Origin of the sequence: Chitinophaga sp. RAB17 (assembly GCF_052114225.1) — a bacterium.
GTDB lineage: Bacteria > Bacteroidota > Bacteroidia > Chitinophagales > Chitinophagaceae > Chitinophaga.
In genome coordinates this window covers 334,798-360,533 of sequence record NZ_JBFREI010000004.1, presented here as the reverse complement: position 1 = coordinate 360,533, position 25,736 = coordinate 334,798, and the positions used below count along the sequence as shown (strand labels likewise).

Genomic DNA, 25,736 nt, shown 5'->3' with positions numbered 1-25,736 from the left:
ACAGACAGTCGTTTGAGGCTACAATAAATAGATTGCATATAAGGATTGATAGCGGATATAGGTATAATACTACAGTTCAATTATATTAAATTCAAAAAATATCATTTCGGCTCCAGGAACCATTGAGGCTTCTTGGCCAGTTCCTGATAAAGTATTTTATGTTTCAGGTAGCCCATGAATGCCTGTAGGCGTTTAGTTTCTTCTTCATTTAAGTTCCACTCTATTTTGGAATTGAATGCTAAAAAATAAGTGGGATTGTCAAAAGCACCATATTTATCCATCGGCCCTTTAGGAGATAATAAAATACTGTCAGCTACATCTGCAATACTTCTCCATTGCGACAATTCCAGATCAAAACTATACCCTTCAAAAAATTGCGGCGCAGGGGGATCCGTTACCGGGTCAACTTTAAAATATGGCATAATCACCTGGTATACCAGTACTTTTACAAGTGAATCCTTTTTTTTAATATGGAGTAGCTGGGATGTATCAAATCTTTGTGCATAGTAAAAATATAGTTCATTGCTATCAGGGAATGTCGAATTCTCTGAAATCGAAAATGAAGCTGTCTTGCTTAACAGGTAAGAAAACATTGAATCAGCATGAGATTTCGGAATTAATTCTGAAGGTTTCCTTGCAGAATTATGACAAGCAGTCAGTAACATCACGGCGATCAATATAATTAGTAATCTCATACTTACGGTTTAAAACTTTTATATAATAAATAACTTTGAGATACAGGCATAACCTCTTCCTTTACGAATGATCCACCATAACCTCTTTCCATTCTTGCCCCTGATCCATAAATCGTGACTCCATAAGGAGTTGCGATCAAAGCCGGTGACTGTCCCCTGTCTGTAGCATTTGCAGTTCTAAATAACGCAGGAACATAATCATCTGGAAAGGTTGGCTTGCCAAAAAAAGCATGTGCTGCCACAGGCCCACCTGTTGTTGTAAAAGTTCCCCCGCTCTCCATCCCATTATGGTGAATGTGCCCGAAAAGAAAAAGCGTCACCTGATCCTTTTGCGAGTATTTTTTATCCACCTGAATCGGTATGCGAACATATTTATATCCATTATCCTTATCCACGGGCAATGCTGTAAATTGAAGCTCCTTATTTTTTCCAATAGTACCAACAAAGGCAATTTCCTCATTAATTTTCGTAGCGTCAGATGCAATCGCCTTAAGCTTTTCGGCTCCTTTCGCCCCAATATAAGCAACAGAAACCTCTCGCATCCTCTTTGCAAGTATCCGTGCCTCTTTAGCTGTACTTTTACTTGCATCAAAAGCAGTGACCCTAACATCATCCATATCAATAAAATGCGCTTGATTGGGCAGATTATCATTTATGGTTCCCAGATACTGTCCGGCAGTTCCAAAAACCCAGGTGGTATCCCCCATTGGATCACTCATTGATATTGGATTATTGGCCATGGCGGCATAAGGAGAAAACATCTCCTGGGGCTTAGAATCGATCTGATGCCAGCGTCCTAATTGTGGATCTAACGTTCTTAAAGGAGTTTCATATAATTCTAATCCGGAACCATCAGCAAACTCACCACTCTGCAAAATTGATCCTCCATTAAATTTATTTTTGTTCTCTTTATAGCTGGTTCCCTTTAAAGCATTGCTACTTATACCTGCCATTGTTAAACCGTATGGATAGTAATGTGTTTCTTCCACCACTGTACCAGTCTGCTGAGTGACTATTAAATTATCAAAGTATACATCCTGCTGACTCTCATTACTGGTATAAATATAAAGGAAACCACTCTTTTGCATGACTAACTCCTCAGGAGATAATGTTTGCAGCTCGTCAGGCGTAGCTTTCACCGCTTTAAGTCCACAGTTATCATCCACCAATCTGAACTGATCATCAAAGAGCGCAAAATTCAGGAATGCGCTAATCCGGTTAGGATTCCCTTTTTCCTGGTCCCGTTCATTCATACGCTGGTAAATATTGGAATAGCTGCCCGCATTAAATGGTGAAGCAGGAAGTTGGCCATCAGCCAAAGCATGGCCGCTTCCTCCTGCTGAATTTCCACCAAATGCCATGAGCAGCTGAGGCAAAAGGTCCGTGGTAACAGATTGGGGCTTGTTCGCAGGTCCATCAGATTTGTAAAATGCTTTTACACCCATTCTTATGGTATCACCGGCCATCACACGAAGTACCAATGATGGCCCGATCTTTTTACCAGATCCATCCCCTGTCAGTTTCGATACTGACTTGTTATCAGGCGCGTCAGCATCATTAGGATAGCCCACCGGCGTGGCTATTCTTGTTTCATTCACATTGCTAAACAACATCCCTTCCGTTGCCGCTGCAGACTCCTCCATGCTGGCCGCATATACTGTCAGGTTTGCTTCCTCCGTCAGTAAAAGCCTTGGATTACCTAAATGATCTTTTACAAAATAATCATACACATACCTGGGCTTACCATTTGATTGAGCAACAACCCTCACCCGGCCTTCCTCATGGTTCAATTGCTGGAGTGTGTCATTTTGATATGTCAATACCCCCATATAGTCAGTCACTATTGTTCTTGCCGGTGTTACCGTATTATCTGATACTTTTTTCTGCAGCTTTCTTCCGGCCGCATCGTAAACATAGCTGATTACTCCTTTCGCATCAACCGTTATCTGAGTAGGCAGATTAAGATGATTGTAGGTGATGGAAGAAATATTTTTATTCAGGTCTTTAGTTAAATTTCCGGATGTATCATATCTATAATCTGCACCAGTATTCGTTCCATTTTTGAAATCACCAAGCCGTTGTGTGACTGGGGATGCATCTGTTACTCCCAGCAATTTATTGCTACCTGGTTTATAACTATAGGTGAGATTATCTATATTAGAACTACTGGTACCAACCAGTCCATTTTGTGATAACTGTTTAATATTCCCATTCGCATCATAGCTGATACCACCAACCGTAAAATCCACCACATCATTTTTCCATAAGCCACTACTGCTTGATTTTTGCGCGAAATCAGCGCCTGTCAACTGACCAATATTATCATACTTATAGCCATAAGCCCGTACAACCGGGTCGTTCCAGCCACGCCATAATACGCCGGCGATATTGCCATTATAGCTATTTATATTAAAGCCTTTATCATAAAACAATTCTTCTCCAAAATGCCCTGCGGCTGTCTGATTATCCAAATATTCTTTTCCTATACTTTTCAACCAACCATTTATTGTATATTGATAGGACACTTTTTCCAATCCTACTGTGTTAGTAGAAGAAAGCCCGAGTGTATTTATTTTCACTTTACCCAACTCATCATATTCCATTCGCGCAACGATCCTATCCAGGCTATCTGCATCATTTATCCGTTTACGTATTTCCTTTATGCGACCGGCAGCATCATATGATATTGCAGTCAATATTGTGGAGGAAGGAGTAAGGCCGCTTCTGAGATTAATATGAGCATAGTAGCTACTTAATATCTTACTACTAAAGTCATACATGGTTGTAACGACTTCTTTCCCGCCTGAAATATTACTACCCACTGACTGGATCACTCTAGCTTTTCTGTCGTAATAATTTGTGGTAGTCAACCATGTATCAGTTCCCAGAATACGGGTACTGGTACCTGTTATGAGGCCATGAACATAGCTACTCACCACTATCGAATCCGGATAGGGATTATTCCCAGCAGTTGGTTTACCAAGCAAGGTGCTTTCCAAGGGCCTGACACCGCTGAAATTATAATTATCATAATAGGTAAATGTTAGCGGTGTCAAATTATTCAATATCATAGCCGGCAGCACTTGTGAGGCAGCAACAGTAGTGGTGCTTCCTGTAAGTTGGGGATTAATTTGCAGCATGACTTCACTATTTGCAACGTCAAAACCAGGATTCAGAAAAACGGAGTTTTGAGCTTCATACAACGCTTTTCCATCGTAAAATGCAAGCTCCAGATCTACCGTTCCCGGAATTGTATATGGCAACGGAGTACTACCTGCGAATGCTGGAATCGTATTCATTTGTTGTTGTAGATCCAAACGTGATGTAGTGGAAGCATAAAGTGCTGTCTCAACTGGTCTGTTAAAAGAATCATACAAATTAACAAGCCATTGACCAAGCGATTTTCCGTTTCCATCACGACTGAAAGCCAATCTATCTCTATTATCATATACCATTTCGACCATTTCTGAACCAGGCACCTTCTTAACTATAAGCCTGTTCCTACCATCATATTGATAGAAATAACAAAGTTCAAAAGCAACAGGTGCCACATTCCAGGTTCCAATGATCTGTTCAGTCGCAAGTGGAGACAATACAACCCGTAAATTGCCAACATCGTCATAGATATAGTAAGTAGAAAGCCATCCTGTATAACCATTAGATGTAACAGCATCTTTCTGCATTTTTTTCAGGATAGTCTGTCCATCTCTGTCAGTATACTCAACAGACTTAACGCCTGTGGTGTTAATCGTAACGTTTTTAATTAATTTACCAGGCGGATAATAACCGGCGGACACTGGTAACATACCCTCTCCTATATTCCAGATAACTACACTGTCTGAAACCTCATTCACCAGATATTGCATTTCAATTGCACGAGCGCCTCCCGTTTTCGCCCAACTGTTTCCGACGCCATATGCTTTTGAAATACGTCCCAGAGGGGATGGCTCAAAGATCGTTTCAGCATAATAAATGTCCTCTCCAACTCCTCCTGGATTCAGTTGACCATCTTTATAGAACAGCCCTTGTTCATAGAAAGGATTTAACTTGATGTTTCCATCCGAGTTATTACCAGAAATTTGAGTATAAGGCAGGTAATCATAAACTTCCTTTCCAAATGCATCATAAATTACAGGCTTAACCATATCCTTCGCTGATGTACTGATTGCTTTCTCAACTGTTTGCATTTTTCTCCCAAGTCCATCATAATAGACAGTTGTTTGCTTCACTTCCGCGGCTGTTCGCGACAAATTGTTAACCACCTGTTTATCAGACGTTGGCATCGAAGGTTGCCAGGCACGAACATAATTTGTTAATATTGAGCCATATGCTGATGGGACTGGCACAGGGGTAGCTACAATTGGCGTTGAACTAACAGGTCTGTTCTGAGCATTTAAGTTGCACAATTGTCCCAATAATATAAGGATAGAAAAGGGAATCTTACGGAACAAGGTATAGTGTTTTAAAAAATATAGGTTATATATCACGGTCAACAACAAACTATCAGATTATCCCAAACAAAAAATTGGCGTCAACAATCTTTTTATTCTCTGGCTTGTATTTCATCGACAAGCAATACTAAGATAGAAAAATGTATGATAAGATAAAGTTTTTTTCTTTTACAACACCAAATGCTCCAGCTATACACCTCCACCCACCTCTGATCATCCCGGAAATTTCCTGTCTCCCAAAATAAACTTCTCATGTATGTTATGGAGATGCCCTGCGTGGATTACTGACCCCTCCTCTCACCGAAGTGTTTAGATTCCCATCTTTCCCTTATTTTAGCGGTTTGGCGGTAACGGATGATATCGTTTTCCTGCCTTAAAATAACCACAGCTACCTATATTTTGTTTATATGAAAAAAACGCGTAATCATCCAACGGCACTGCCTTTCCTGTTTCTTTCTGAGATGTGGGAACGATTTGGATTTTACCTGATCCTCGGTATTTTCCAGTTGTACCTGACAGACACTTCAAAAGGCGGCTGGGGCATGGACCGTGCTACTGCGGCGGATATCTTCGGCACTTTTATCGCTTTTGTATACCTGACGCCCTTCCTGGGTGGTTTAATAGCCGACCGCAAACTCGGCTACAGTAAGTCGATTATCATCGGAGGTATATTAATGGGGATCGGATATATAGGTTTGTCTGTACATAACCTGACCGTTTTTTACCTGTCGCTTGCACTGATCTGTGTGGGTAACGGGTTCTTTAAACCTAACATTTCCACTTTGCTGGGGAATGTGTATAATGATGAAAAGTACCGCAGCCGTAAAGATACCGGGTACAATATTTTTTACATGGGTATTAATATCGGTGCTTTTATCTGCAACTTTTTTGCTGCCTTCCTCCGCAATACCATTGGCTGGGGCGCAGCATTCATTGCTGCCGGCATAGGCATGTTCCTGGGTGTGCTGATTTTCGTTATCGGAATGAAACATTACCGGCATGCAGATGTACGCAAACCCGAACAGGAGGGCGATATGCCGCTGAGCAGGATTTTCTCGGTGGTTTTCCTGCCGGCCATTGTAGTAGGACTCGGTGCCTGGTTCATTCCTGGCAACATCTTCGGATCTGACTCCACCGATGCATTCATCTTCGCCTGTGTACCGATCGTCTTCTTTTTTGTATCCCTGCTGATGAAAGCGGATGCAAAGGATCGTAAACCTATATCAGCACTGTTGGCCATCTTTGCAGTGTCTATCGTATTCTGGGCGGTATTTAAACAGAATGGTACGGCACTGACTACCTGGGCACAATACTATACTGACAGGGAAATTCCTGCTGCCATTGAGCAACCGGCGCAGCGTCTTTACCTGGTAGAAACGGTCCAGAATAAACCGGATTCCGTCACTGCTTATGATAAGGAATTCAGGGTGGTGCGTGATGCGGCTGGCAAACCGGAGAAAGTATGGGGTAACGTAGCCTACTTCAAAAATGTGGCGCCGGAGAAGATGCCCGCGGAAGGGAAAAGTGTCAGCTTGTATAATACAGAGTTGTTTCAATCCATCAATCCATTTTTTGTAATTACGCTGACGCCCCTGCTGGTAGCATTTTTTGCACTACTGCGGAGACGAAACAGGGAGCCGTCCACGCCATCAAAAATAGCATGGGGATTATTGATATCGGCACTGTCAACGCTGATGATGGTAGGTGCGGTATATGTATGCAGCAATGGCGCTATAAAAGCATCTCCATGGTGGCTGATAGGCTGTTACGGCGTCATCACCGTAGGAGAATTGTTCCTGAGCCCGATGGGATTATCGCTGGTGTCCAAACTTAGTCCGGCGCGTATTACCTCACTGATGATGGGAGGCTGGTTCCTGGCCACTTCTATCGGCAATAAGCTCTCAGGTATTCTGGCAACGTTATGGGATACGTATGATAACAAGGCGAACTACTTCCTTGTAAACTTCCTGCTGCTGGGAGGAGCGGCAGCCGTGATATTCATCATGCTGCGCTGGCTCAACAGGATTTTCAAAGAGTATGTAAAGTAATGATAAATAACAATCCTATCTTACCGGCAACTGATTAATTTCCGGTAAGATAGGATGATATTCCCTCTACGTAAAGTCCGTTAATACTTCTTTACCAATTCCATCAACGCCTCATTTTTTCTACTTAAATAGGCTTTGTGTTTTTCCAGCCAGGCAGATTTAGCTGCAACGTCTTTCTGGCCATTGGAGATCATCTGCATCACTGATGACATTGCCGGCATCCCCGGCCCTGTTTTATGCGCTACGCTTTGGAGTGGATCAAGAGCTGTCTGTAACTGTTGTTCTGAGATGGTCAGCTCATGCCCTAATCGTTCTTTCGCTGCAGTCTGGATCATTGCCACTGTAATCTGATCCGCCGTTTTCTTTCCTGCTATCGCATTATTAACAACCGATGCAATCACCTCATGTGCATCCCTGAAATCAAGGTGAGCACTCTTCACCAATACATCTGCCAGATCAGTCATGGTGGAGAAGTTTTCCCTGGCATACCTGGCCATCGTTTCTTTATTGACATGTAAGGTGCTGACTACGCCGGTCATTGTATGCGTGGCAGCCAGAAGGGCATCAAGACTCTTCGGTTCCAGCATCACCCTGACACCGCTATGCTGGTATTCGATGCTGTTTAAGGAGGTCAGCACAGACATCAGTTGCCCGGTGGTGATTGCCGCTGCCTTGCGGGTTCTTTCAAGGGCATCGGGGTTCTTTTTTTGCGGCATCATGCTACTGATACCGGCATATGAATTATCCAGTTCTACCGAGTTGTATTCATCCGTACTCCAGAGCTGCAACTCCGAAGCCAGGCGGCTAAGGTCACTCATGAAGATGGCATTATCCGATGCAAATTCAGCGATATGATCCCAGCCAGCTGCCCCTTCTATCGTATTCACAACAAGCTGGTTAAAGCCCAACAGGTCGGCCACCCTATACCGGTCTAATGCCCAGCTGGTACCACCACTTGCGCCAGACCCCAGCGGGCATTCATCGATACGTTCATACAACTGAAGATAGCGCGCTAAACATTTCGCCAGACTTTCATCAATGGCCGTTAAATAATGAGCCAGTGTACCTGGCTGCGCCTCTTTTCGGTGCGTGTAAATCACCATCACCGTCTGCAGGTGATCCAGTGCTTTCGTTTGGATAGCTGTACGCAGTCGTATCACCCCTTCGATGACCTCCAGCAGCTGATCCCGCAAGAACATCCGGTTAGTTGTATTGTCGAGGTCATTACGACTACGACCGATATGCATTTTCCCTCCCACACTACCAACTTCTTTGATCAGCTGCGCTTCATAAGGAAGGTATACCTGCAGGGAGGGATTGTCCACAGCCAGCTTATCTACTTTAACAAGACCATTCAATATACTTTTAGCTTCCTCATGGCTGATGATCTTTTGTTCCGCCAGCATAATCACATATGCCCTATGCAATAAGGCCTGATAAGGAAATGTAGCGCCTACCAGGTTCTTTGCACTGACTTCATAATCATACAGCTCCTGGAATTCCGGTGCCTTGGATCCGGAAGTACGACCAATCCGGCTGGCATCCTGTAAATTTTTATTCAAGGCGTTGCTTGAATGCTCCATTGTTCTATCTTTTTCACTTATTAATTGTGCTTTCAATTTTAATGGAGCAAGCAAGTGTATTACCGCTGCCAGGGCGAGCGGATAGTATATTTTACATGTCATAATGGTCGCAAAGTAAAGAAAAACAACAAATAAATGAAACATTGTTGCATTTTTAGAATTGTGAATATACATCCTGGGAGAATATCTTTTTTCAATATTTCTCTAAATGGCCATACACCCGCATTTGGTATTCTCAAATCCCTACTACACTAGCTTTGAATATTATACAATACGCAATACACTGGCTTTAGATAATCTTCAATTTGCCCCGAAAACACGTTCCCCGAATTATGTTATATTTATAGTAATCAAAATAATCTCCCATGGCAAAACAAATGTCTATCCTTCCCTTTACGGGAAAACTTGGTCCTCTCATTGGATATAAACGCAATGGCAACTACTTCCTGCGCTCCATGCCTCAAAGCGTGCAGCAAACGGCTGCTACCCGCCGCGCATCCCGCCGCTTTGGCATCGCCAGCAGGAAAGGCGCTTTTATCCGTCACGCTTTCTACGGCCACCTGGATATCCATTGTGATGGCGCCCATATCAATCGGCTCAACAGGCTACTCATTGCTGCCGGCGATCATCATGAGGCCCTGACAGGCTTCCGCTTCAACCAGCATACCGGAGTAGATCGTTTCTTTACGGTGGCTCCCCGCCTTCTCCCTAACGGAATACTACATATTCCCGCACAAACCATCGACGGGTATAAAGGCATTACTGCCCTGGAAGTAAAAGTGATCGCAACGCGTATTGATTTTACATCACGTCAGGTCGTGGGTAGCGAAACGGTTACGCTGATGACAGCCTCCGATACCACTTTCCAGGAAACAAACATTTCACTGGATGTACCTGGAGAGGGTTCACTGGTAGTCGTTTTCCAGGTAAGAGCGATGTACAAGGATGGCCCATCGCGTAGCAGACAAAATATGGCCGCCGATATTATTGCGGTGGCAGCGCCGCAAGCGCCCAAATATGCTCATAAACGTACTTACCCAAAGCGGACAAAATTGCTTCCCAAACTTATCTATACACACGCATACCCAGCCGTCATTCAACTGGAATAAAGCCACCTTGCCTCCGGAGATATTTTGATAAATAAACCCTTTATACCTGCTTTCTTTCAATAGTATATTTCTTTCCGCAGCTACAGTCTCATCCTGAAGCAGCACTGCTATGCGCCGTGCTGACCTCCATCCATTTCCTGATGCAATTTTATCCCGGTTATACATCCGGAACTCATCCCCGCATCAAGTCCACCTCTACTGCGGTGCTTCTGTAGGTACATAGCGGATGCTAAGCATTGCCTAGACGGAATCTACATAATGACCATACACTTCTGCAGATAATATTCTGGGGATAACCAGTCACCAACCCGGACCAATCCTATTATTTGTATAAGGCTCTGTGTATCCTTTATGCCAATCTGATAAATTATCCGGATCATCTCCTGTATCGGCGAGATAATTCATTTTTAGCAAAATGATCAATAATTCATATGTTGATTCATCCCGGCTTCTTAAGTCGGTAATATTCCTATTTAGAAAGTGCTGCAATGAGCTCCAGAATATCAGTTGGTTTGCTTCGGTAATTTCCCCCAGATCCAGCCATCTGGCTAATTCTTCCCCTGTATCGTGTCGTATGAATCCATAGCCTATGTCAATGTCTTTTTCTCCAGGAATTAAGGACGCTAACCACAGTCCAAATTCATTATCCGGATCATTCATACGCAATTCCTTTATTACAATGCTAATAATGTAGTCATACACGGCCGACTTTCTTGAAAAGCATCTTCCATCCTTTATAATAATAAAACCAGAGGCCATAAAGTGCTGAGTTTAGTATAGCATATAGCAGGCATCGTCCACAGTATGCTGATCTTTGTGAAATTATACAATTATTACAGCACTACTCTCCCATCGTTACTTTACCGGAGAAGAGGCTCTGCACCCAGTATAGCTTTCTGATAAGCTGCATCTATATCCTCCCATTTGCCTCCGCTAAAGTGATAGCTGACGCCATCCATTAACTCTAATTGGATGGCCCTTTTATACAAAAGATATTTAGTTGCTTTAAAACTGGTAACAGCAGTTAATGGAAATGATAAATTCTTTTCCCTTCGTCCGAACAACCCGCCAATCACCTGAAACAACCTAAACACAGGCCTTCTTTCAAATACAATTCTCTCGCTGGTAATGTATAAGCAACCTTGTTTTGTACTGTATTTACCGGTGATATAAAGCGCACTTCCCTGATACAACAATGTTTCCTGTGGGTTAAGGAGCCACTTTACCTGGATATTATTCATGCTAACTAATGTATGGCTAGGCGTAAAAGTATATTTTTATCACGAGCTTAAGGAGCAGGTAATGCTTTTATTTATCATTAAGCGTTGCAGGTGGAGTCACGTTACACATCCTGAGATAGATCGCCATCTGACCATAATGTTCATTCGCATGGGTAAGCGCATAAAACGCGAGGTCCAGCCTGGGAAGCTTTCTCCATCTGAAATCAATCATGTCCATGGCATTTTGATCTGTCAATGTTGAAATTGCTTTACGTCCAATTGAGAAAGAGTCTTTAAGGTATTCGATCACTTCTTTTTTGGTTTTAATACTTTTGGGACCATTTACATCCTCAATGTCAGCACGTATAGAATCACCGGTAATGACACTCCAGATAAGCATATTGTCGGTGGCCAGATGCATGATTTGTCCGGCAAATGTTCGGACACCTCCGAAATTGGCATCTTTTATATGCAGGCTCTCAGGGGTGAAATTAAACTTGCTCTCGGGCATCGCTTCGGCAGCTGTCAGAATATCATTTTCAATCTTATTAAATTGCCTTTCTACTGCTGATGAAAGCGACTTTTGCCCAAAACACGAAGCTATCATGATAAGATTGAAAATAAAAAAAATGATAGCTTTTTTAAGAGATCCCATATGATAACTATTAAATGAATGATTAATAAGGTATAGTCAAGGAATGATCCTTTCGCGCGGAAGAGTAAATGCAATACTTTTCAAAAATACTATCTCAAATATATAAAATCATGGTGCTAAAAAAGGGGAAAACTAAAAGAAGCTGCCCCATTTATTTACGAGACAGCTTCTTTCAGGTTTATCTATGATAAAACCCGCTTAGGAAATGTTTTCGAGGTAATTCAGCACTTCTTCTTTTTTCCTGCTGGAAACGGGCACCTGTTCATTGTTCTGCATTTTTAAATACCCTTCCCGGTAGTATTTTTCCACGTAGTGGAAATTAACCAGGTAAGACTGATGGCACCTCAAAAAGCCGGAGGGCACCAGTAAACTCTCATAGTCTTTCAGACCTTTAGAGACAAGGATTTCGCGTTTATTCTTAAGGTAGAAGGTGGTGTACCCCTTATCACTCTTGCAATACATAATATCTTCTACAGAAACAATCTCTATATATTCAAGACTTTTCAATGCAATCCGTTTGGGGGCCGTTCCGCCCTGGGCCATATAATGTTGGCGGGCTATTTCCAGTTGTTGCTGGCCAACATGCTCCTGTTTCCGTTGGTGGAAACATTTGTTCAGCATTTCCGTTAATGCGGCTTCGTCTATTGGTTTCAGCAGGTATCCGAAAGCGCCCATATTAAGCGCCTGTATGGCGTACTGGTCATAGGCGGTAAGGAAAATAACCTGGAAACCTTCACTCCCTATTTCATGAAATAAGCGGAAACTGTCGCCGTCTTTCAGCCTGATGTCCGCTAAAATAATGTCTGGTTTCAATGCCGGTATTTCCCTGGCGGCCTGCGCTACTTCGGGGGAGTTCCCAACAACCTGTACAAAAGGAATGCTTTGAACAACCTGTAAAAGGTGCTTCAGAATGAGCGTTTCATCTTCAAGGATATAAAGCTTCATGTATAGTTACTTTCTGGTTAATCTTTAATTTCTGGTATTACAATACGCACGGTAACTCCGTGAGCGCCGTTATTTTCTTTGTTCTCAATTTCAAATTTCGCTTCCTGTCCGCTGGACTTAAAAAGGGCCTCCAGTCTTTCTTTAAGAATAATTCCGGCCAGGGACCGTTTCTTTTGCGGCCCTTCTTTCTTACTGGTAATGCCCGTGCCATTGTCATCTACCACGATGAGCACCTGGTTGTTTTCAGCGCTGAATGATACCGTTAGAATGCCTTTGTACTGAATATTCCTGAACCCATGCTCTATGGAATTTTCAATAAAAGGCTGCACTAACATGGGAGGTATCAATATATTTTCAGGATAAAGATCATCGGCCACTGTTACCTGGTAATCGAAAATCCCTGCAAAACGCATCCGCTGCAGCTGAAGGTAATTTTTCAACGAAGTTACTTCTTCCTCCAGGCTGATGAAATCCCTCCTGCTTTGTTCCAGTACACTACGCAATAGCCCGGAAAATGCAGAGAGGTAACGGACAGATTCTTTTGTATCGCCGGAAGCCACAAGGCTTTGCAGGTTCGCAATGGAGTTAAATATAAAATGTGGGTTCAACTGGGCCTGTAGTAATTTTTGCTCCATGTTCAGGCGGCTGTTCTCTGATTGCAGCAATTTGTTTTTTTCTTTCAGGCGGTATTGTCTATGCAGAATGTAGAAGAATAAAAGTATGCCTATGAATACCAGGGATGCCAGCGCCAGCGTCCATCTTTGCTGTCGGATCACTTTTTCATTCAACGCATTGCGGCTGCTCAGCTCAGCGATATTCCGGTCTTTTTTCTCTGTTTCATATTTTGCATGTATCTCCTCTACCTTAACCGCTTCTATCCTTCTGAGATTATCCAATTCTACGGCAAAGGCATAGTCTGCCGCTCTCATTGCTTCGGCATAGGCACCTTTCTTTTTATAGGCCTCTATAAGCCCTTTGTAATAGCTGGGTTCTTCTCTACCCTCTTTGTTTTTCCTGGCAAGAGCAATAGCTTCCTTGTAATAGTGGATCGCAGAGTCCAGTTGATTATTACGAATAAAGCTGGTAGCTAAATTATTGTACGCATACGGCATCAGGTTATTGCTCTTCTTCAAATAGTCAACGAAAACCCTGCTGGCTTCAACGGCTTTCTCAGGTTTGCCCTGCCGGGCATACACCTGGCATAAGTTATCGTAAGACCGTGCAATGGCCAGGCTATCCCCGATACTTTTCGCGAGATTACGTGCCTTTACGTTATACAACATCATCTTTTCATAATCATCTGCCCGGGAAGCCAGCATGAAAGAAATATCGTAATACCGTTGCCGGATTACCGGGTGGGACTTGTAAGGATGATTTTTATAATATCGTTCAGCGTATTCCAATGACTCTTTTCCATTATGGTTCTGATAGTAGGCTTTGGCCATCAGATCATAAAAGCGGTAAGTTAGCCTGCTATGGGTGCTTTCTGCTTTTTTCAGGGCAGAAAGCAGGCCACTCATCACTACTCCGTCTACGGTGCCATTACTCGTCATATTATCCAGGATACTGTAGGTCTTCAGCATGTCCACTTCCACATCACTCTTCTTTCCGGCCATTTTTCTGTATTCGGCCATTGCGCTATCCCGCTTTTTCTCCAGGCTGTACCGCCTTGCGCTGAAATAATGGTAATAAGCTTGAAGCGTGCTGTCAGTCGCATTCCGGAGCAGGCTGTCCTCCCTGTAAATAACTTCTTTGTATCCGGCAGATAATAACGTATCCAGGGAAATGACCAGGGACAAATAATCTTTTCCGGATGTTGTATCAAGGGTATTTTCCTGATGATGTTGTTGCTGCTTGTTATTCTTGCAGGCGGCAACAACAAGCAGGGTCAAAACACAAAAGAAAGCAAATGACGTTCTCACATTCATCAATGAAATAAATTTAGCTGCGCAAAAAAACGTAAAGATATAAACTGATCCCCTTTTATCCCCTGGTTTTATGATCGCAATTATTTTTTAAATATCTGATTTAAAAAAACAGTGCACATGACCGGGTAAATATCCAATGGTTTCCATCCCTTATCCGTAGCATCTGACCCCATATTTGCCCCCTTTCCATTCAGATAAAGGATAATGTATTGCAGATATGGACTCATAGGCTGCGAATACCAGTCGCCCGATCCTATCTCCGGGTATGCTGCCTATAATTGTATCCTTAATTTCTCTCTACAGCATATTTTCAGAAACAGTGCTGAAGACTTGTCACCAGATCGAAATGGCCTGGTGGAAAGCTATTTAAATGAAAAGATGCTGAAGGTGTACCGCAATAAAAGAAAATTATGGAATATAATCACCCAAGTTCACTAAACAAAAGTAAATCCGGGCAAAAATATTTACTCGTCATTACTGCAATAGTAATAACAATCATCTTATCCTGCTATTGGCTACTTAGCCGTACCGGCGAAAAGAACAGACCACAGGAGACAGCTTCATTACCACCAATGATCCACGACAGCACCAATACCAGGCAGGCGGACAATGACTTCTCCCACTCCGCTTTTAGTAGCCTGGATACAAAGACAAAAAAGCTATTACGCGCCCAAAATTATAGTGATGGTACAGCGTATGCGATAACCCGGCATGCGGAAAGAGCCCAATCCATTATTTGTTATGGAGATTTCGATGCTGATGGCTACAAAGACGTGGCCATTGTGATGGATAACGAGGACAAACAATGCAGCCGCCTGTTGATCATCTGCACAAATACAGCCACCAAAGAAAAGTTCCTTGCTTTCTCCGAAAACTATTCAGACAAAATAAAAATCAATGCTTTCCAGAAGGGATCAAAGATCATCATGAATAGTGAATCGCCCGAAACATCGGCCATTGACGGTATTATAGCTATTGGGGAAGATGTAAAACTGGCGATTGTGTATGATACGCATCTGCAAAAATTCAAGACCTTTTACCAGGAATAATTTTCAATAAAATCTAAATATGAAAACAATCAAAACAATCCTTTTGTCGGTGGCTGTAATAGCCACTATACTATTTTCAGCCTGTGGAGATAGCGCACCTTCCAAAAACTACTTTTCCGAAGCAGGGCTAACGCTGGAAACGTTCAGCAACCAGGAGTTGAATAACCACCTTAAAAAAATGGAGCCCTTATACAATGAAATGGCTTTTGCTGTTGAGAAAAAAGATAAGGGTGCAGACGCCAGGCTGAGCGCTTCTTTTTCAGACTGGCTACTGCAGGCGTTGTCATTTAAAGATTCACTACCCATCGAAGAGCAGAAAAAATTTGACGATGTGCTTGAAAAAATCAACAGCAAATGGGTAGAGAAAAAGAACAAATTATTGTAAGCAAGTATACTGATCAGAAAAATACAATACGGCCCTTTCATTTATTCCGCCATGTTACCACCAAAAACAAAAAACCTTGCAGCGCCATATGCTGCAAGGTTTTTATTATGTAAGCGATATTACCCGTTACTCATACCGCAACAGTCTTCTGAGCTGGTAAAAGAATCTTTCGATCAGCCGCAGGTCCTGTGTAACTACCTCTGCATTGCCTTTCAGTTCCTTATCAAAAGGAAGCGTTTTGTGAAAGGATGTCTGAAGACCATTAGGAAGAATAATATTCACATAATAATTACCATCTTTATCGGGCGCATTGGCAATATTCTTTACCCGACCTTCCACCATACCAAATTCCTGGTAAGGGTAGTTATCCAGTTTCAACAGCACTTTTTGTCCCTCCTTTACCTTGCCTGAATTGGTGGCGGGTACCCTCAGTCCGCCGATGAGGATATCTTTATCATCCGGCATAACAGACAACAGTATATCTCCTGTCTTCACGAACTGGTTCTTGCCAATGAACTGCTGAAAGCCCACCACACCAGCCACAGAAGAGGTGAGCAGGTAGTTCTGTTCCCAGGCGTTGAGTGATTTTCTCAGCTGCTCGAAAAGTTGTCCGGTTTGCGAACTTAAATTGATCTTGTCTTTCTCCGCATTGATGGTAGCACCACTCCTGGTCTTTTCAATACTGAGTATACCTTCCTGCAACTGCGATATCGTAATATTGATGCTTTCCAGGTTCTGTCCTGCCTGTAGAAACTTCATTCTTTCCTGGCTCAATTCTGCTGCGGATACTACTTTTTCTTTAAAAAGTTCCTGGTACCTGTCGAACTCCCTTTTAGAAAGTTCATACTTTGTTTCCTCCAGGCTCTTTTGTTGTTGCAGGGTATGTATCCTGTTGCGTGACTCGGCCAGGCTCTTGTTTGCCGCCGCATAGTCCGGGGAATAGGGTTGCAGCCTGGCATACAGTTGCTCGTCTGTCAGCGCTTTGGCAAAGGCGTTATAATCTCCCTGGATCTCTCCCAGTTTAAATCCCGCTACTTCACTGAGAGGAAAATACACCAGCCCTTTGTTACCCAGCGAATCAACGATGCTTCTCAGGCGGATCACATCCCGGTAGTCCGCTGTAGATTGTAATACCATGAGTACCTGGCCCCGGGAAACAGCCTGATGGTCTGCCACAAATATTTCCTCTACTTTGGTATTAATTCTGGCTTCCAGCTTCTCCGGCGGGTTCCGGGATGAAATGATCACCGTGGAAGGAACAAACTCCGGATACTTTATCAGGCAACTCATCAGTAAAATGAGTAGAAGTATCAGCAATATAGTAGTATTGCCCCAGCGAACCATCCAATGCGGTGGTTGCGTAAGAATATCCTGCACACCTTCCGAATGCAGTTGAATAGTGTCTAGTATATCTTTTTTAGTTTCCAAGTTCCAACTGATTTTTTACGAGTCTGTAATACTCTTTCCTGAGTGATACCAGTTCATCATGACTTCCTTCTTCCACTACTTTTCCTTTATCCAGTACAATGATCTTATCTGCATTTTTAACGGTTGACAAACGGTGGGCGATGATCACTGCTGTTTTTCCTTTTAAGAACTGTTCGAGGTTGCCCATGATCGCCTTCTCTGTATTGGCGTCCAGCGCGCTGGTGGCCTCATCAAAAAATATATACTCCGGTGATTTATATACTGCCCTGGCAATAAAGAGCCGCTGCTTCTGTCCTCCACTGATGCCAATGCCTTCATTGCCGATCTTTGAATTATAGCTTAGTGGCAAACTTTCCACAAAATCCCTGATACACGCTACACCCACGGCCTTCCTGAGCTGTTGCCGGTTAATATCGTCTATCCCTATCGCAATATTTTTTGCGATGGTATCATTAAATACGTATCCTTCCTGCATCACCACTCCACATTGATCCCGCCAGTACCGCGCTGAAATATGCTGCAGCTGCACATTTCCAATTTTAATCTCCCCTTCACCGGGCTCGTAAAATTTCATCAGCAGTTTCAGCAGCGTGGTTTTACCACTGCCGCTGGCGCCTACGATGGCAGTAGTTTTGCGATAAGGTATGCGCAGGCTAAGCTGCTCAAACACGGGTGCACCTGCGCCTACGTACCTGAAGGAAACATTATTCAGCGCGATATCCTGTTCTGGTATTTCCACCACTGTCTGTATATCGGCGGGCTCTTCATCTTCCTTGTCATGGATCTCCCCCAGCCTTTCCAGCGATATTTTTGCATCCTGCATTTGTTTGACAAAGTCCATCAGCTGTACCAGCGGACCATTCAGCTGGCCAATGATATACTGCACTGCCAGCATCATCCCCAATGTAAGGTTGCCATCGAGTACCAGCTTTGCCGCCAGAAAACTGACAAAGATGTCTTTCATCTGGTTGATGAAATTTGAGCCCACTGTTTGCCACTGTTCCAGTGATAATGACCTGATCTGGATCTTAAACAGTTTCACCTGCATAAACTCCCAGCCCCAGCGCATCTGTTTTTCTGCATTGTGCATTTTAATTTCCTGCATGCCATTCACCAGCTCAATCACCTTACTCTGCTCCTGCGATACCTGCGAAAAACGTTTATAGTCCAGTTCTTTTCTCTTCTTAAGGAAAAAAGATATCCATCCTACCGACAAGCAGGCACCCAACAGGTAGATCAGGAATAACCGGTAATCATACAACAGCAGTACCACGCTGAAAATAACCAGGTTCACCAGGGAGAACAGGGTATTCAGCGAGGAATTGGTCAGCAATTGTTCTATCCGCTGGTGATCATTGATACGCTGCATAATATCGCCGGTCATGCGGGTATCAAAATAGCTGATAGGCAGTTTCATGAGTTTTATGAAGAAGTCAGATACAATAGAAATATTGATCCGGCTGGAGAGATGCAACAAAATCCAGCTACGTACGATCTCTATTCCCATCCTACCTAAAAACAACATCACCTGTGCCAGCAGCACCAGGTAAATAAAGTTCAGATCATGATTCTGAATACCTATGTCTACTATGCTTTGCGTAAGAAAGGGAAAGATAAGTGACAACAGGCTGCCGGCAAAGAGGCCGATTGCCAGCTGCGCAATCAGTTTTTTGTACCTGAAAAAATAACTGAACAGGAAAGAGAAATCCTTCCTGCTACGTGGTGCTGCTGCATCAGCTTCATTAAATGCAGGGGTAGGGTCCAGCAAGAGGGCAATTCCTTCCTCATCCCGCTCCTGCTTACCCCGCCCTGCCCAACCATCGATGAACTCCTGTTGGGTATATTTCAGCAACCCGTAGGCAGGATCAGAAACATACACGAATGTTTGTCCACCGGTTTTTTTTATCTTGTAAACAACAACGAAATGTTGTTGCCCCCAATGACAAATGCAGGGCAATGGCGCCTCTTCCATCAGGGTAATGAAATCTATTTTAACCGCCAGCGATTTATAACCCAACCCCTCGGCTGCAGCAGACAATCCCAGCAAAGAACTTCCCTCCCGCGTGGTTTCTGCCAGCGACCGGATGGTCTGAATATCTATTAATCTGCCGTAATGCTTACTGATGATCTTTATACAGGTAGGTCCACAATCCTTCCCGTCCGGCTGCATATAAAAAGGGAATGCTTTCAGCTTCATATTAATTGATTGTCTCTTCCAGCCCATACAAGGCGATGGCGGCATGCTTCAAAGGATTGTCTGCCCATTCCTCCCAATGATTGGTGTACGGATCGTAGCCGCATTTAAGTGGCCTGGAATAAATATCCTGTGGATCTTCCAGGTAAGCCCTGCAATCAGTGCATACATGTCTGAACTCACAGTCTTTACAAACCGCTATTTCGTCTTTACGGATTTTTCCATACCGGTGAAACGCTTCATTATCCAACACTTCCTGTAACGATGTTTCTTTGACATGCCCGAAGTGTTCCCGCATGGAAGGACAGTTCCTGATATATCCATTCAGATCTATACTCAGTTTTCTGTTCAGGCAGGTGTTATAATGCTGGCTCTCCGTGAACAACTCCATGTTTGAAGTGAAATAGTTCGTGCGGATTTCACCACAGGCCAGGCAGGAATTGATCTTATTGCTGAAGAATACTACCGGCACGGAACCATCGAATATTTTTTCCGCCTTATCAGTCGGTGAGGAATGTATCAGCAGCGACTTTACCCGCGGGTATTGTTTCACGAGTTTATCCAGTGTCCGCAACTCCAGCGCATCATCATATAGCAGCACCAGTTTGATGAATCTCAGCGTGGTGCCGTTAAATATCTCCAGCAATTCCCGGATCTTACCTAATGCCGTTTTCCCGTAACACCTGATCTCCAGCCCTTGTACATGCAGGTCGAACAGCTGACGGAAAAAAGTCGCGGTGTAGTTGATTTCTTCATTGTACTCAATGATGACGTTGGTAATATCCGAGTACCGGTCCCAGCTGAGGTCCAGCGGTATCAGTTCCTGCAGCAGCTGATGATCTGTAAACCCCAGTTCTTTGCTGATCAGGAAATCAATGTAACCGGTAATGGCCTCCCGGTTATCTTCCCCGTAATGCGTCATACATTCTTCAATGGAATGTTGCTGCAAAAAAATGAGCACATCGGCGGTATCGTTGGGGATATGGTAAAATTTGCGCATCTGCAGATCGCAGAGTAGCGACATACGGGCTCCCTTCACGAGCCGGCAGTTTGCATATAGATTAAAGTATTGCATCATCAGAATTTGGAAATCACTTTATAGAAATTAAAAAGCTCGAACCCTTCGGACTTTATTTTCGGGGCTTTTTCAAATTTGAGGATGGACCTGGTTGTCTGCTGCTGATCTTTTTCCAGGAAATACAGCGACAACGGAAGACCTTTCTTCTCCTTCAGGTTACTGATAAATTTCTTTTTCATGGGAGCTATTTTTATGGAGCCATTGTGCCAATTTCTTTTCCAGGTAATAGTTGCAGGGATAAGACACCATGCCGAACTGGCCTACCGGGTTAATTTCGAGGAAATGATAGTTCCCCTGTATGTCTACCATCAGGTCAATGGAGCCGGTCTTGAAGCACAGTGATTTCATCAACTGATCCAGCTTAAGTTCCAGATCAGCCGGGAGTTTGTAGGGCACTGTTCTGTTGGGCCGCTGGTTGTCGTAGTTCCGGAAATCTTCTTTTGTCTTCCGGTTATTCTGGGAAAAAATAGCCATAGAATGGCACTCGCCATCCAGGTAAAAAGTACGTATCTCAAACTTCTTGATAATTTTTTCCTGTATCAGGGAGGGGAAGAATTTTTCAGGTACCTGGTGCAGATTGGCTTTGTTAATGGTTTTGGTAAGCATCTTGTATTGCCCTCCTTCGGTGTCTTCCAGGAAAATGCATTCACTGACAGGTTTTACAATCAGTTCCGGGTGGCTTTCAAGCAGGTGTATAATGGCGGCTTTGGACGTCACCACATCTGTAAAGGGTGTATCGATGCCGCATTTGCTGGCAAGGTGCAATACGTGTAATTTGTTCAGGTTATCTTCTGAGACAGGATCATTCAACCACTTCTGCCGGTCGATGGTATAAAACAGCAATGAATAAAGCCCGTTGAACTCATCCACCAGAAATCGTTTCAGGGTATATTGTGTAGGAAAGTCTTCCTGCTTAAGACTGTATTTTGCAGGAAATCCGCTAACCTTCCTCCGGTACCAAACGGTCGCTATTTCAGTATTGCCGGGCAGATCGCTCAGGTGTTGAATATGGAATAAGTCTTCCCCATTCACCCGCAGATAGGGTATCCGCAAATGATTCAACCACTGGCAAACATGGTCAGTGGTGCCTTCCAGGTGCGATTGACTTAATATGAGGATTTGCTTGGGCATGGTATATAGTTGATTACTGGTAGTAAGGACTGCCGGCAATAGCCGGCAGTCCTGGGGTTTCGGTCACAACAATGGCCGAAGATGATATTTATTATTTACCATCGGGTCTGTGGTCACACAGGTAAACATCCGGGCCTGAATAATGTGTAGGCGTGTGAACAGTGGTGCCACAGCTTTCGCCGGCGTCAGAAAAATCGTTGGAGATAGAGGCAGCTCTGCCACCTTTGATTGTTTCCAAAGACTCTACTTTTTTTGCATTCAGTTTTGTCAGCTTTTCCATAGTTTTTAATTTTTTAAAGGTTTACGTTTGGGGTGATTACTTAGGGTCTTTACGGGTATCGGTTACCCAATGCTGACCATTCCACGAAGCATAATTTTCCGTGGTTACTTCCTGATCGTCTACAGAAAACTCAGGTAAAAATGCGTATCTGCCGCCTTTTACAGTTTCCGGAGTTGCTACCTTTTTGGTAACCAATTTTTCTAACTGTTTCATGTGATTTGATTTAAATTCTGATTCAAAATTAGGCGGCAGGCGTAATTCTTCCGATGCTGAAAGCATATTTGGATGGTTGCAATCCATATTCGTAGTACTTTGCGAAATAATTGCAGTGGCAGGTAATCTACGTTTGAGAAATGGAGCTATTAAATACCCGTCAGTAATTTGCTAAAGTAAAAAGCGTGTTATCATTTAAAAAATGCATCACGCTTTCTGATCCTAATGCTGAAGCCGAACCTGATAATACACTTTTCAAGTCTTATTTATAACAGAGGTTTCCTTCTTATGAAAGATATCTTCTGCACATCATGTATTTTCAACACACTTTACCTGCTACCGCAGAGAAAAAACCTATACACTGTAACCCAATAGCAGCAACGGTTACAGGAATATTATATTTCTCCCGTTTTTAAAAAAATATAATATACCCATGCCATAGATTTAGTAGGAATAAATATATATTTGGGCGAGTTTTAAACCCTCATTACTATTTTATGAAACGCACCAAAATCCATGTTAACTCAACCCTCGCCCTGCTGTTAGCAATTGTTACCATTACAAGCTGTAAAAAAGAAAACCTGAGCAAAGGTCCTGTAGCACCGGAAAACACTGTAGCGGTACAACCCGTAGAAGATCACCTTACTATCACGCCCGAAAGACAAAAGGTGATCGATTTTTTTAACAAGAACAAAAATGCCCGTGGTGAAGCCTCGGGTGCGGTAGCAGCTGCCAGTTACCGTTCTTTTACAATTAACTATTCAGGTAGTGTTCCTAATGACATCAAAGCTTTGGTAAATGGAGAAATTGACCAGCTCTACAACACCACCATTACCAGTACCACCAAATCACGCATGACCGGCGCCCCTATCAATGTATACTCCAGCCCCGGTAGTGGTGATTTGTTTTACACTAACGGTAACGTATACATTGTAAATTTTGCTACTTACCGTAGTGTACATACAGGTCCGGGTAATGTTATCTTTCACGAATTATTCCACTATCTGCATGACCGGTGGGTTTCTGGTGGATTTAACAATTCTACTATTTACAACCTTTACAGTGATGCCTACTACGCAGGTATTTATCCTTCCTCCGCTTATGTGCTGAGTAATCAGGCAGAATATCTGGCGGTTTCATCGGAAGCTAATTACTGTAACACCAACAGACCTCCGTACAATTCGGCTACACTTGGTTCGCTGGATCCTAACTGTAAAAGTTACCTCACCACCAATTTCTAATCTGCTTCACAATTTTTTCAAGAACCGGTTGCTCCCTGGCAGAGAGCAACCGGTTTTTTTTACAACGTCCCTGAGATCTGTAAAATCAGCATTAAAAATGTGATGTAGGTCACACCCTCTCCTGAAATTTCCTGCCGTACTTTGTTGGGTGATTTAGAAAATATATCAAAAATGACGACAACAAATAATACCATCCATATGCCGCTGCTCGGGTTTGGCACCCTGATTCCTGATGCAGCCGAAACGATCACTGCTACCCGGAACGCGCTGGAAGCAGGATTTCGGCACTTCGATTGTGCAGAACGATACCGAAACGAGTGCCAGGTAGGTGAAGCATTGCAGGCTGGACTTGCCGCCGGAGGTATTGCCCGCGAAGACATTTTCGTCACTACAAAGTTGTGGAACACAAACCATCGGCCCCACCGCGTTGAACCTGCCTTCGAGGCGAGCTTGAACAGACTTGGGCTGGACTATCTGGATCTCTATCTCATTCACACACCGTTTGCATTTCAACCGGGAGACGAGCAGGATCCGCGGGATCAAAACGGGCAGGTCATTTACGATCGTAACGTAACTTTGTCGGACACCTGGAAGGCAATGGAGCGCCTGGTGGACGGTGGTAAATGCAGGGCTATCGGATTATCTGACATCAGCCTGAACGAACTGTTGCCTCTCTATGAATCAGCGAGAATCAAACCCGCCGTAATCCAGGTCGAATCACATCCGTATCTGCCGGAAACGGAGTTGCTGGAGTTCTGTAGGGAAAAGGATATAGTGTTTTTAGCATTTGCACCACTGGGGCACGGAATAAAACCCGGGCCGCTCGAAGATTCGGTCATTTTATCGATTGCCGCACGGGTTGGAAAAACACCAGCGCAGGTGCTGCTGGCCTGGGCGATCCAGCGTGGCACAGCTTTGCTGACCACACCCAGAACTGCCGCACGGGCGAGAGAAAATTTTGATATCTCTCCCCTCCCGGAAGACGCATTTGATGAAATCAATCGCATTCAAACCAGGCAGCGATTCAACGAAGTGGTGAAGACAGGCGTGCCGGGCTTCATTGCACGCGTTAATTGAACGGAAAAACCAAACAACCAATGCTGTCTATGGAAGAAGAACAAATACGCGAAGCCCTGAATACACACTGGCGCGCATCGGCAGCCGGCGATGTAAACGCCGAACACGATATTTATGATGACGATGTTATCTGTGATTATCCCCAGTCAGGAGAGCGAATTTCCGGACGGCACAATTTGCAGGCGTTGCGGAGCCATCATCCTGGTAAGCCTTCCGGATTCCATGTGAGGCGGATTGTTGGAGCAGGTGACCTCTGGATTACAGAATACACTATCAACTACCAGGGGCAATCGGCATTCACCGTGAGTATAATGGAATTCCGCAACGGGAAGGTTATACACGAGACACAATATTTCGCAGATCCCTTCGAGGCGCCGGCATGGCGAAGTCAATGGGTTCAATCAGGCGCTTAGTGCATAATCGAAATTCAACTAAAGAAAGCCACATAAATAGCGTGATTTATGCGGCTTTTGGTGGTGATATATAATAGAGGGATGATTGTATTATTTCTTTCCCAGCTTAAGTAACCAACTGGCAAATCGTCCGATTTTTTTTACCCTGCAATTGTGAAAAGCTGTAAGCTGCCAGTCGCCCGCAGCATCACTAACCCATACCGTTGTGTTAATGGATTGACGGCTTTCCGGCGCCTGTTTCTGCCAGCGAAAACGGATGGCCCCTGTGGCAATAACAACGGCTGTTGTTTCATTTAAAAAACGTACCTGTTTAATTTCTCCTTCCAGTTTTGCTCCTCTGAACATGAAATTATTCATCAGTTCTTCATGTACCCGTATGTATTCCTCTCTGCCTTTCAGATGTGTTCCATTAAAGGCGATATAGTCGCAGTCTTCAGTCAGATAGCGGCTTGCGGCCCTGAAATCCAATGTTTCAAAGGAGTTGCAAATTTCAAGGTTGGCTCTTTGTATAGCCTCGATGCTTGCCTGGTTGTCCATGGTTTATTTTTTAATCTGAAACAAAGTTAGCAGGCCATCTTTTCGTTGGACAGTACATTTAGGTGAGTCTCTACCT

At 43.6% G+C, this 25,736-nt stretch carries 23 protein-coding genes; 7 read left to right on the top strand and 16 right to left on the bottom strand.

Annotated elements, in window-relative coordinates:
* Positions 1-101: 101 nt before the first annotated feature.
* Positions 102-422 carry a hypothetical protein gene (locus tag AB4Z08_RS16785; RefSeq protein ID WP_441574918.1) on the bottom strand — a complete coding sequence of 107 codons (321 nt, stop codon included), beginning with the start codon at positions 420-422 and terminating at the stop codon, positions 102-104.
* A 275-nt stretch (positions 423-697) separates the two neighbouring features.
* A complete protein-coding gene (locus AB4Z08_RS16780) occupies positions 698-5,146 on the bottom strand; it encodes a DUF6443 domain-containing protein (RefSeq protein WP_441574917.1) in 4,449 nt (1,482 codons plus the stop codon).
* 407 nt (positions 5,147-5,553) lie between these two features.
* Between AB4Z08_RS16780 and AB4Z08_RS16775 the strand changes: the two genes are divergently transcribed.
* Positions 5,554-7,194 carry a peptide MFS transporter gene (locus AB4Z08_RS16775; protein ID WP_441574916.1) on the top strand — a complete coding sequence of 547 codons (1,641 nt, stop codon included), beginning with the start codon at positions 5,554-5,556 and terminating at the stop codon, positions 7,192-7,194.
* A gap of 80 nt (positions 7,195-7,274) precedes the next feature.
* Here AB4Z08_RS16775 and argH read toward each other — a convergent pair whose 3' ends face one another.
* Complete coding sequence (gene argH, locus AB4Z08_RS16770; RefSeq protein WP_441574915.1) at positions 7,275-8,777, bottom strand: argininosuccinate lyase; 1,503 nt, start codon at positions 8,775-8,777, stop codon at positions 7,275-7,277.
* Between the two features lie 365 nt (positions 8,778-9,142).
* Between argH and AB4Z08_RS16765 the strand changes: the two genes are divergently transcribed.
* Entirely contained in the window at positions 9,143-9,886 is a 744-nt protein-coding gene (locus tag AB4Z08_RS16765) for a hypothetical protein (RefSeq protein WP_441574914.1), read from the top strand.
* A 300-nt stretch (positions 9,887-10,186) separates the two neighbouring features.
* On the opposite strand, the gene AB4Z08_RS16760 is transcribed toward AB4Z08_RS16765, so the two are convergent.
* The 5 genes from AB4Z08_RS16760 to AB4Z08_RS16740 form a co-directional block, all read right to left on the bottom strand.
* Positions 10,187-10,645: a hypothetical protein gene (locus tag AB4Z08_RS16760; protein WP_441574913.1), complete on the bottom strand. Its 459-nt coding sequence runs from the start codon at positions 10,643-10,645 to the stop codon at positions 10,187-10,189.
* Positions 10,646-10,746: 101 nt separating this feature from the next.
* Positions 10,747-11,127: a hypothetical protein gene (locus AB4Z08_RS16755; RefSeq protein WP_441574912.1), complete on the bottom strand. Its 381-nt coding sequence runs from the start codon at positions 11,125-11,127 to the stop codon at positions 10,747-10,749.
* A 67-nt stretch (positions 11,128-11,194) separates the two neighbouring features.
* A complete protein-coding gene (locus AB4Z08_RS16750; protein WP_441574911.1) occupies positions 11,195-11,713 on the bottom strand; it encodes a DinB family protein in 519 nt (172 codons plus the stop codon).
* Positions 11,714-11,959: 246 nt separating this feature from the next.
* Entirely contained in the window at positions 11,960-12,706 is a 747-nt protein-coding gene (locus tag AB4Z08_RS16745) for a LytR/AlgR family response regulator transcription factor (protein WP_441574910.1), read from the bottom strand.
* A gap of 17 nt (positions 12,707-12,723) precedes the next feature.
* Positions 12,724-14,634, bottom strand: a complete 1,911-nt coding sequence (locus AB4Z08_RS16740; RefSeq protein WP_441574909.1) for a tetratricopeptide repeat-containing sensor histidine kinase — start codon at positions 14,632-14,634, stop codon at positions 12,724-12,726.
* Positions 14,635-15,044: 410 nt separating this feature from the next.
* Here AB4Z08_RS16740 and AB4Z08_RS16735 point away from each other — a divergent pair, with 410 nt between their 5' ends.
* Both AB4Z08_RS16735 and AB4Z08_RS16730 read left to right on the top strand, forming a co-directional pair.
* The gene (locus AB4Z08_RS16735) at positions 15,045-15,683 is read left to right on the top strand and encodes a hypothetical protein (RefSeq protein ID WP_441574908.1); all 639 of its coding nucleotides are present in this window, start codon (positions 15,045-15,047) and stop codon (positions 15,681-15,683) included.
* A gap of 19 nt (positions 15,684-15,702) precedes the next feature.
* Positions 15,703-16,068 (top strand): hypothetical protein, encoded by a 366-nt coding sequence (locus AB4Z08_RS16730; RefSeq protein WP_441574907.1) that lies wholly within the window; start codon positions 15,703-15,705, stop codon positions 16,066-16,068.
* A gap of 126 nt (positions 16,069-16,194) precedes the next feature.
* On the opposite strand, the gene AB4Z08_RS16725 is transcribed toward AB4Z08_RS16730, so the two are convergent.
* The 7 genes from AB4Z08_RS16725 to AB4Z08_RS16695 all read right to left on the bottom strand — a co-directional run bounded on the left by AB4Z08_RS16725 (position 16,195) and on the right by AB4Z08_RS16695 (position 22,392).
* Entirely contained in the window at positions 16,195-17,496 is a 1,302-nt protein-coding gene (locus AB4Z08_RS16725; protein ID WP_441574906.1) for an HlyD family secretion protein, read from the bottom strand.
* Complete coding sequence (locus AB4Z08_RS16720) at positions 17,486-19,693, bottom strand: peptidase domain-containing ABC transporter (protein ID WP_441574905.1); 2,208 nt, start codon at positions 19,691-19,693, stop codon at positions 17,486-17,488. The genes AB4Z08_RS16725 and AB4Z08_RS16720 overlap by 11 nt, the downstream gene beginning before the upstream one ends.
* Position 19,694: 1 nt before the next feature.
* Positions 19,695-20,765 (bottom strand): grasp-with-spasm system SPASM domain peptide maturase, encoded by a 1,071-nt coding sequence (gene gwsS, locus AB4Z08_RS16715; RefSeq protein WP_441574904.1) that lies wholly within the window; start codon positions 20,763-20,765, stop codon positions 19,695-19,697.
* A 2-nt stretch (positions 20,766-20,767) separates the two neighbouring features.
* The gene (locus AB4Z08_RS16710; protein ID WP_441574903.1) at positions 20,768-20,947 is read right to left on the bottom strand and encodes a hypothetical protein; all 180 of its coding nucleotides are present in this window, start codon (positions 20,945-20,947) and stop codon (positions 20,768-20,770) included.
* The gene (gene gwsG, locus AB4Z08_RS16705) at positions 20,925-21,899 is read right to left on the bottom strand and encodes a grasp-with-spasm system ATP-grasp peptide maturase (protein ID WP_441574902.1); all 975 of its coding nucleotides are present in this window, start codon (positions 21,897-21,899) and stop codon (positions 20,925-20,927) included. Before gwsG ends, AB4Z08_RS16710 begins: the two co-directional genes overlap by 23 nt.
* Positions 21,900-21,990: 91 nt before the next feature.
* On the bottom strand, positions 21,991-22,179 hold the full coding sequence (locus AB4Z08_RS16700; protein WP_441574901.1) for a hypothetical protein: 189 nt from the start codon (positions 22,177-22,179) through the stop codon (positions 21,991-21,993).
* 36 nt (positions 22,180-22,215) lie between these two features.
* A complete protein-coding gene (locus AB4Z08_RS16695; protein ID WP_441574900.1) occupies positions 22,216-22,392 on the bottom strand; it encodes a hypothetical protein in 177 nt (58 codons plus the stop codon).
* 497 nt (positions 22,393-22,889) lie between these two features.
* On the opposite strand from AB4Z08_RS16695, the gene AB4Z08_RS16690 reads away from it, so the two are divergent.
* The 3 genes from AB4Z08_RS16690 to AB4Z08_RS16680 all read left to right on the top strand — a co-directional run bounded on the left by AB4Z08_RS16690 (position 22,890) and on the right by AB4Z08_RS16680 (position 25,123).
* Entirely contained in the window at positions 22,890-23,633 is a 744-nt protein-coding gene (locus AB4Z08_RS16690) for a hypothetical protein (protein WP_441574899.1), read from the top strand.
* A gap of 171 nt (positions 23,634-23,804) precedes the next feature.
* Positions 23,805-24,710 carry an aldo/keto reductase gene (locus AB4Z08_RS16685; RefSeq protein WP_441574898.1) on the top strand — a complete coding sequence of 302 codons (906 nt, stop codon included), beginning with the start codon at positions 23,805-23,807 and terminating at the stop codon, positions 24,708-24,710.
* Between the two features lie 29 nt (positions 24,711-24,739).
* The gene (locus AB4Z08_RS16680) at positions 24,740-25,123 is read left to right on the top strand and encodes a nuclear transport factor 2 family protein (RefSeq protein WP_441574897.1); all 384 of its coding nucleotides are present in this window, start codon (positions 24,740-24,742) and stop codon (positions 25,121-25,123) included.
* Positions 25,124-25,213: 90 nt separating this feature from the next.
* On the opposite strand, the gene AB4Z08_RS16675 is transcribed toward AB4Z08_RS16680, so the two are convergent.
* Complete coding sequence (locus AB4Z08_RS16675) at positions 25,214-25,660, bottom strand: YybH family protein (protein ID WP_441574896.1); 447 nt, start codon at positions 25,658-25,660, stop codon at positions 25,214-25,216.
* Positions 25,661-25,736: the final 76 nt, after the last annotated feature.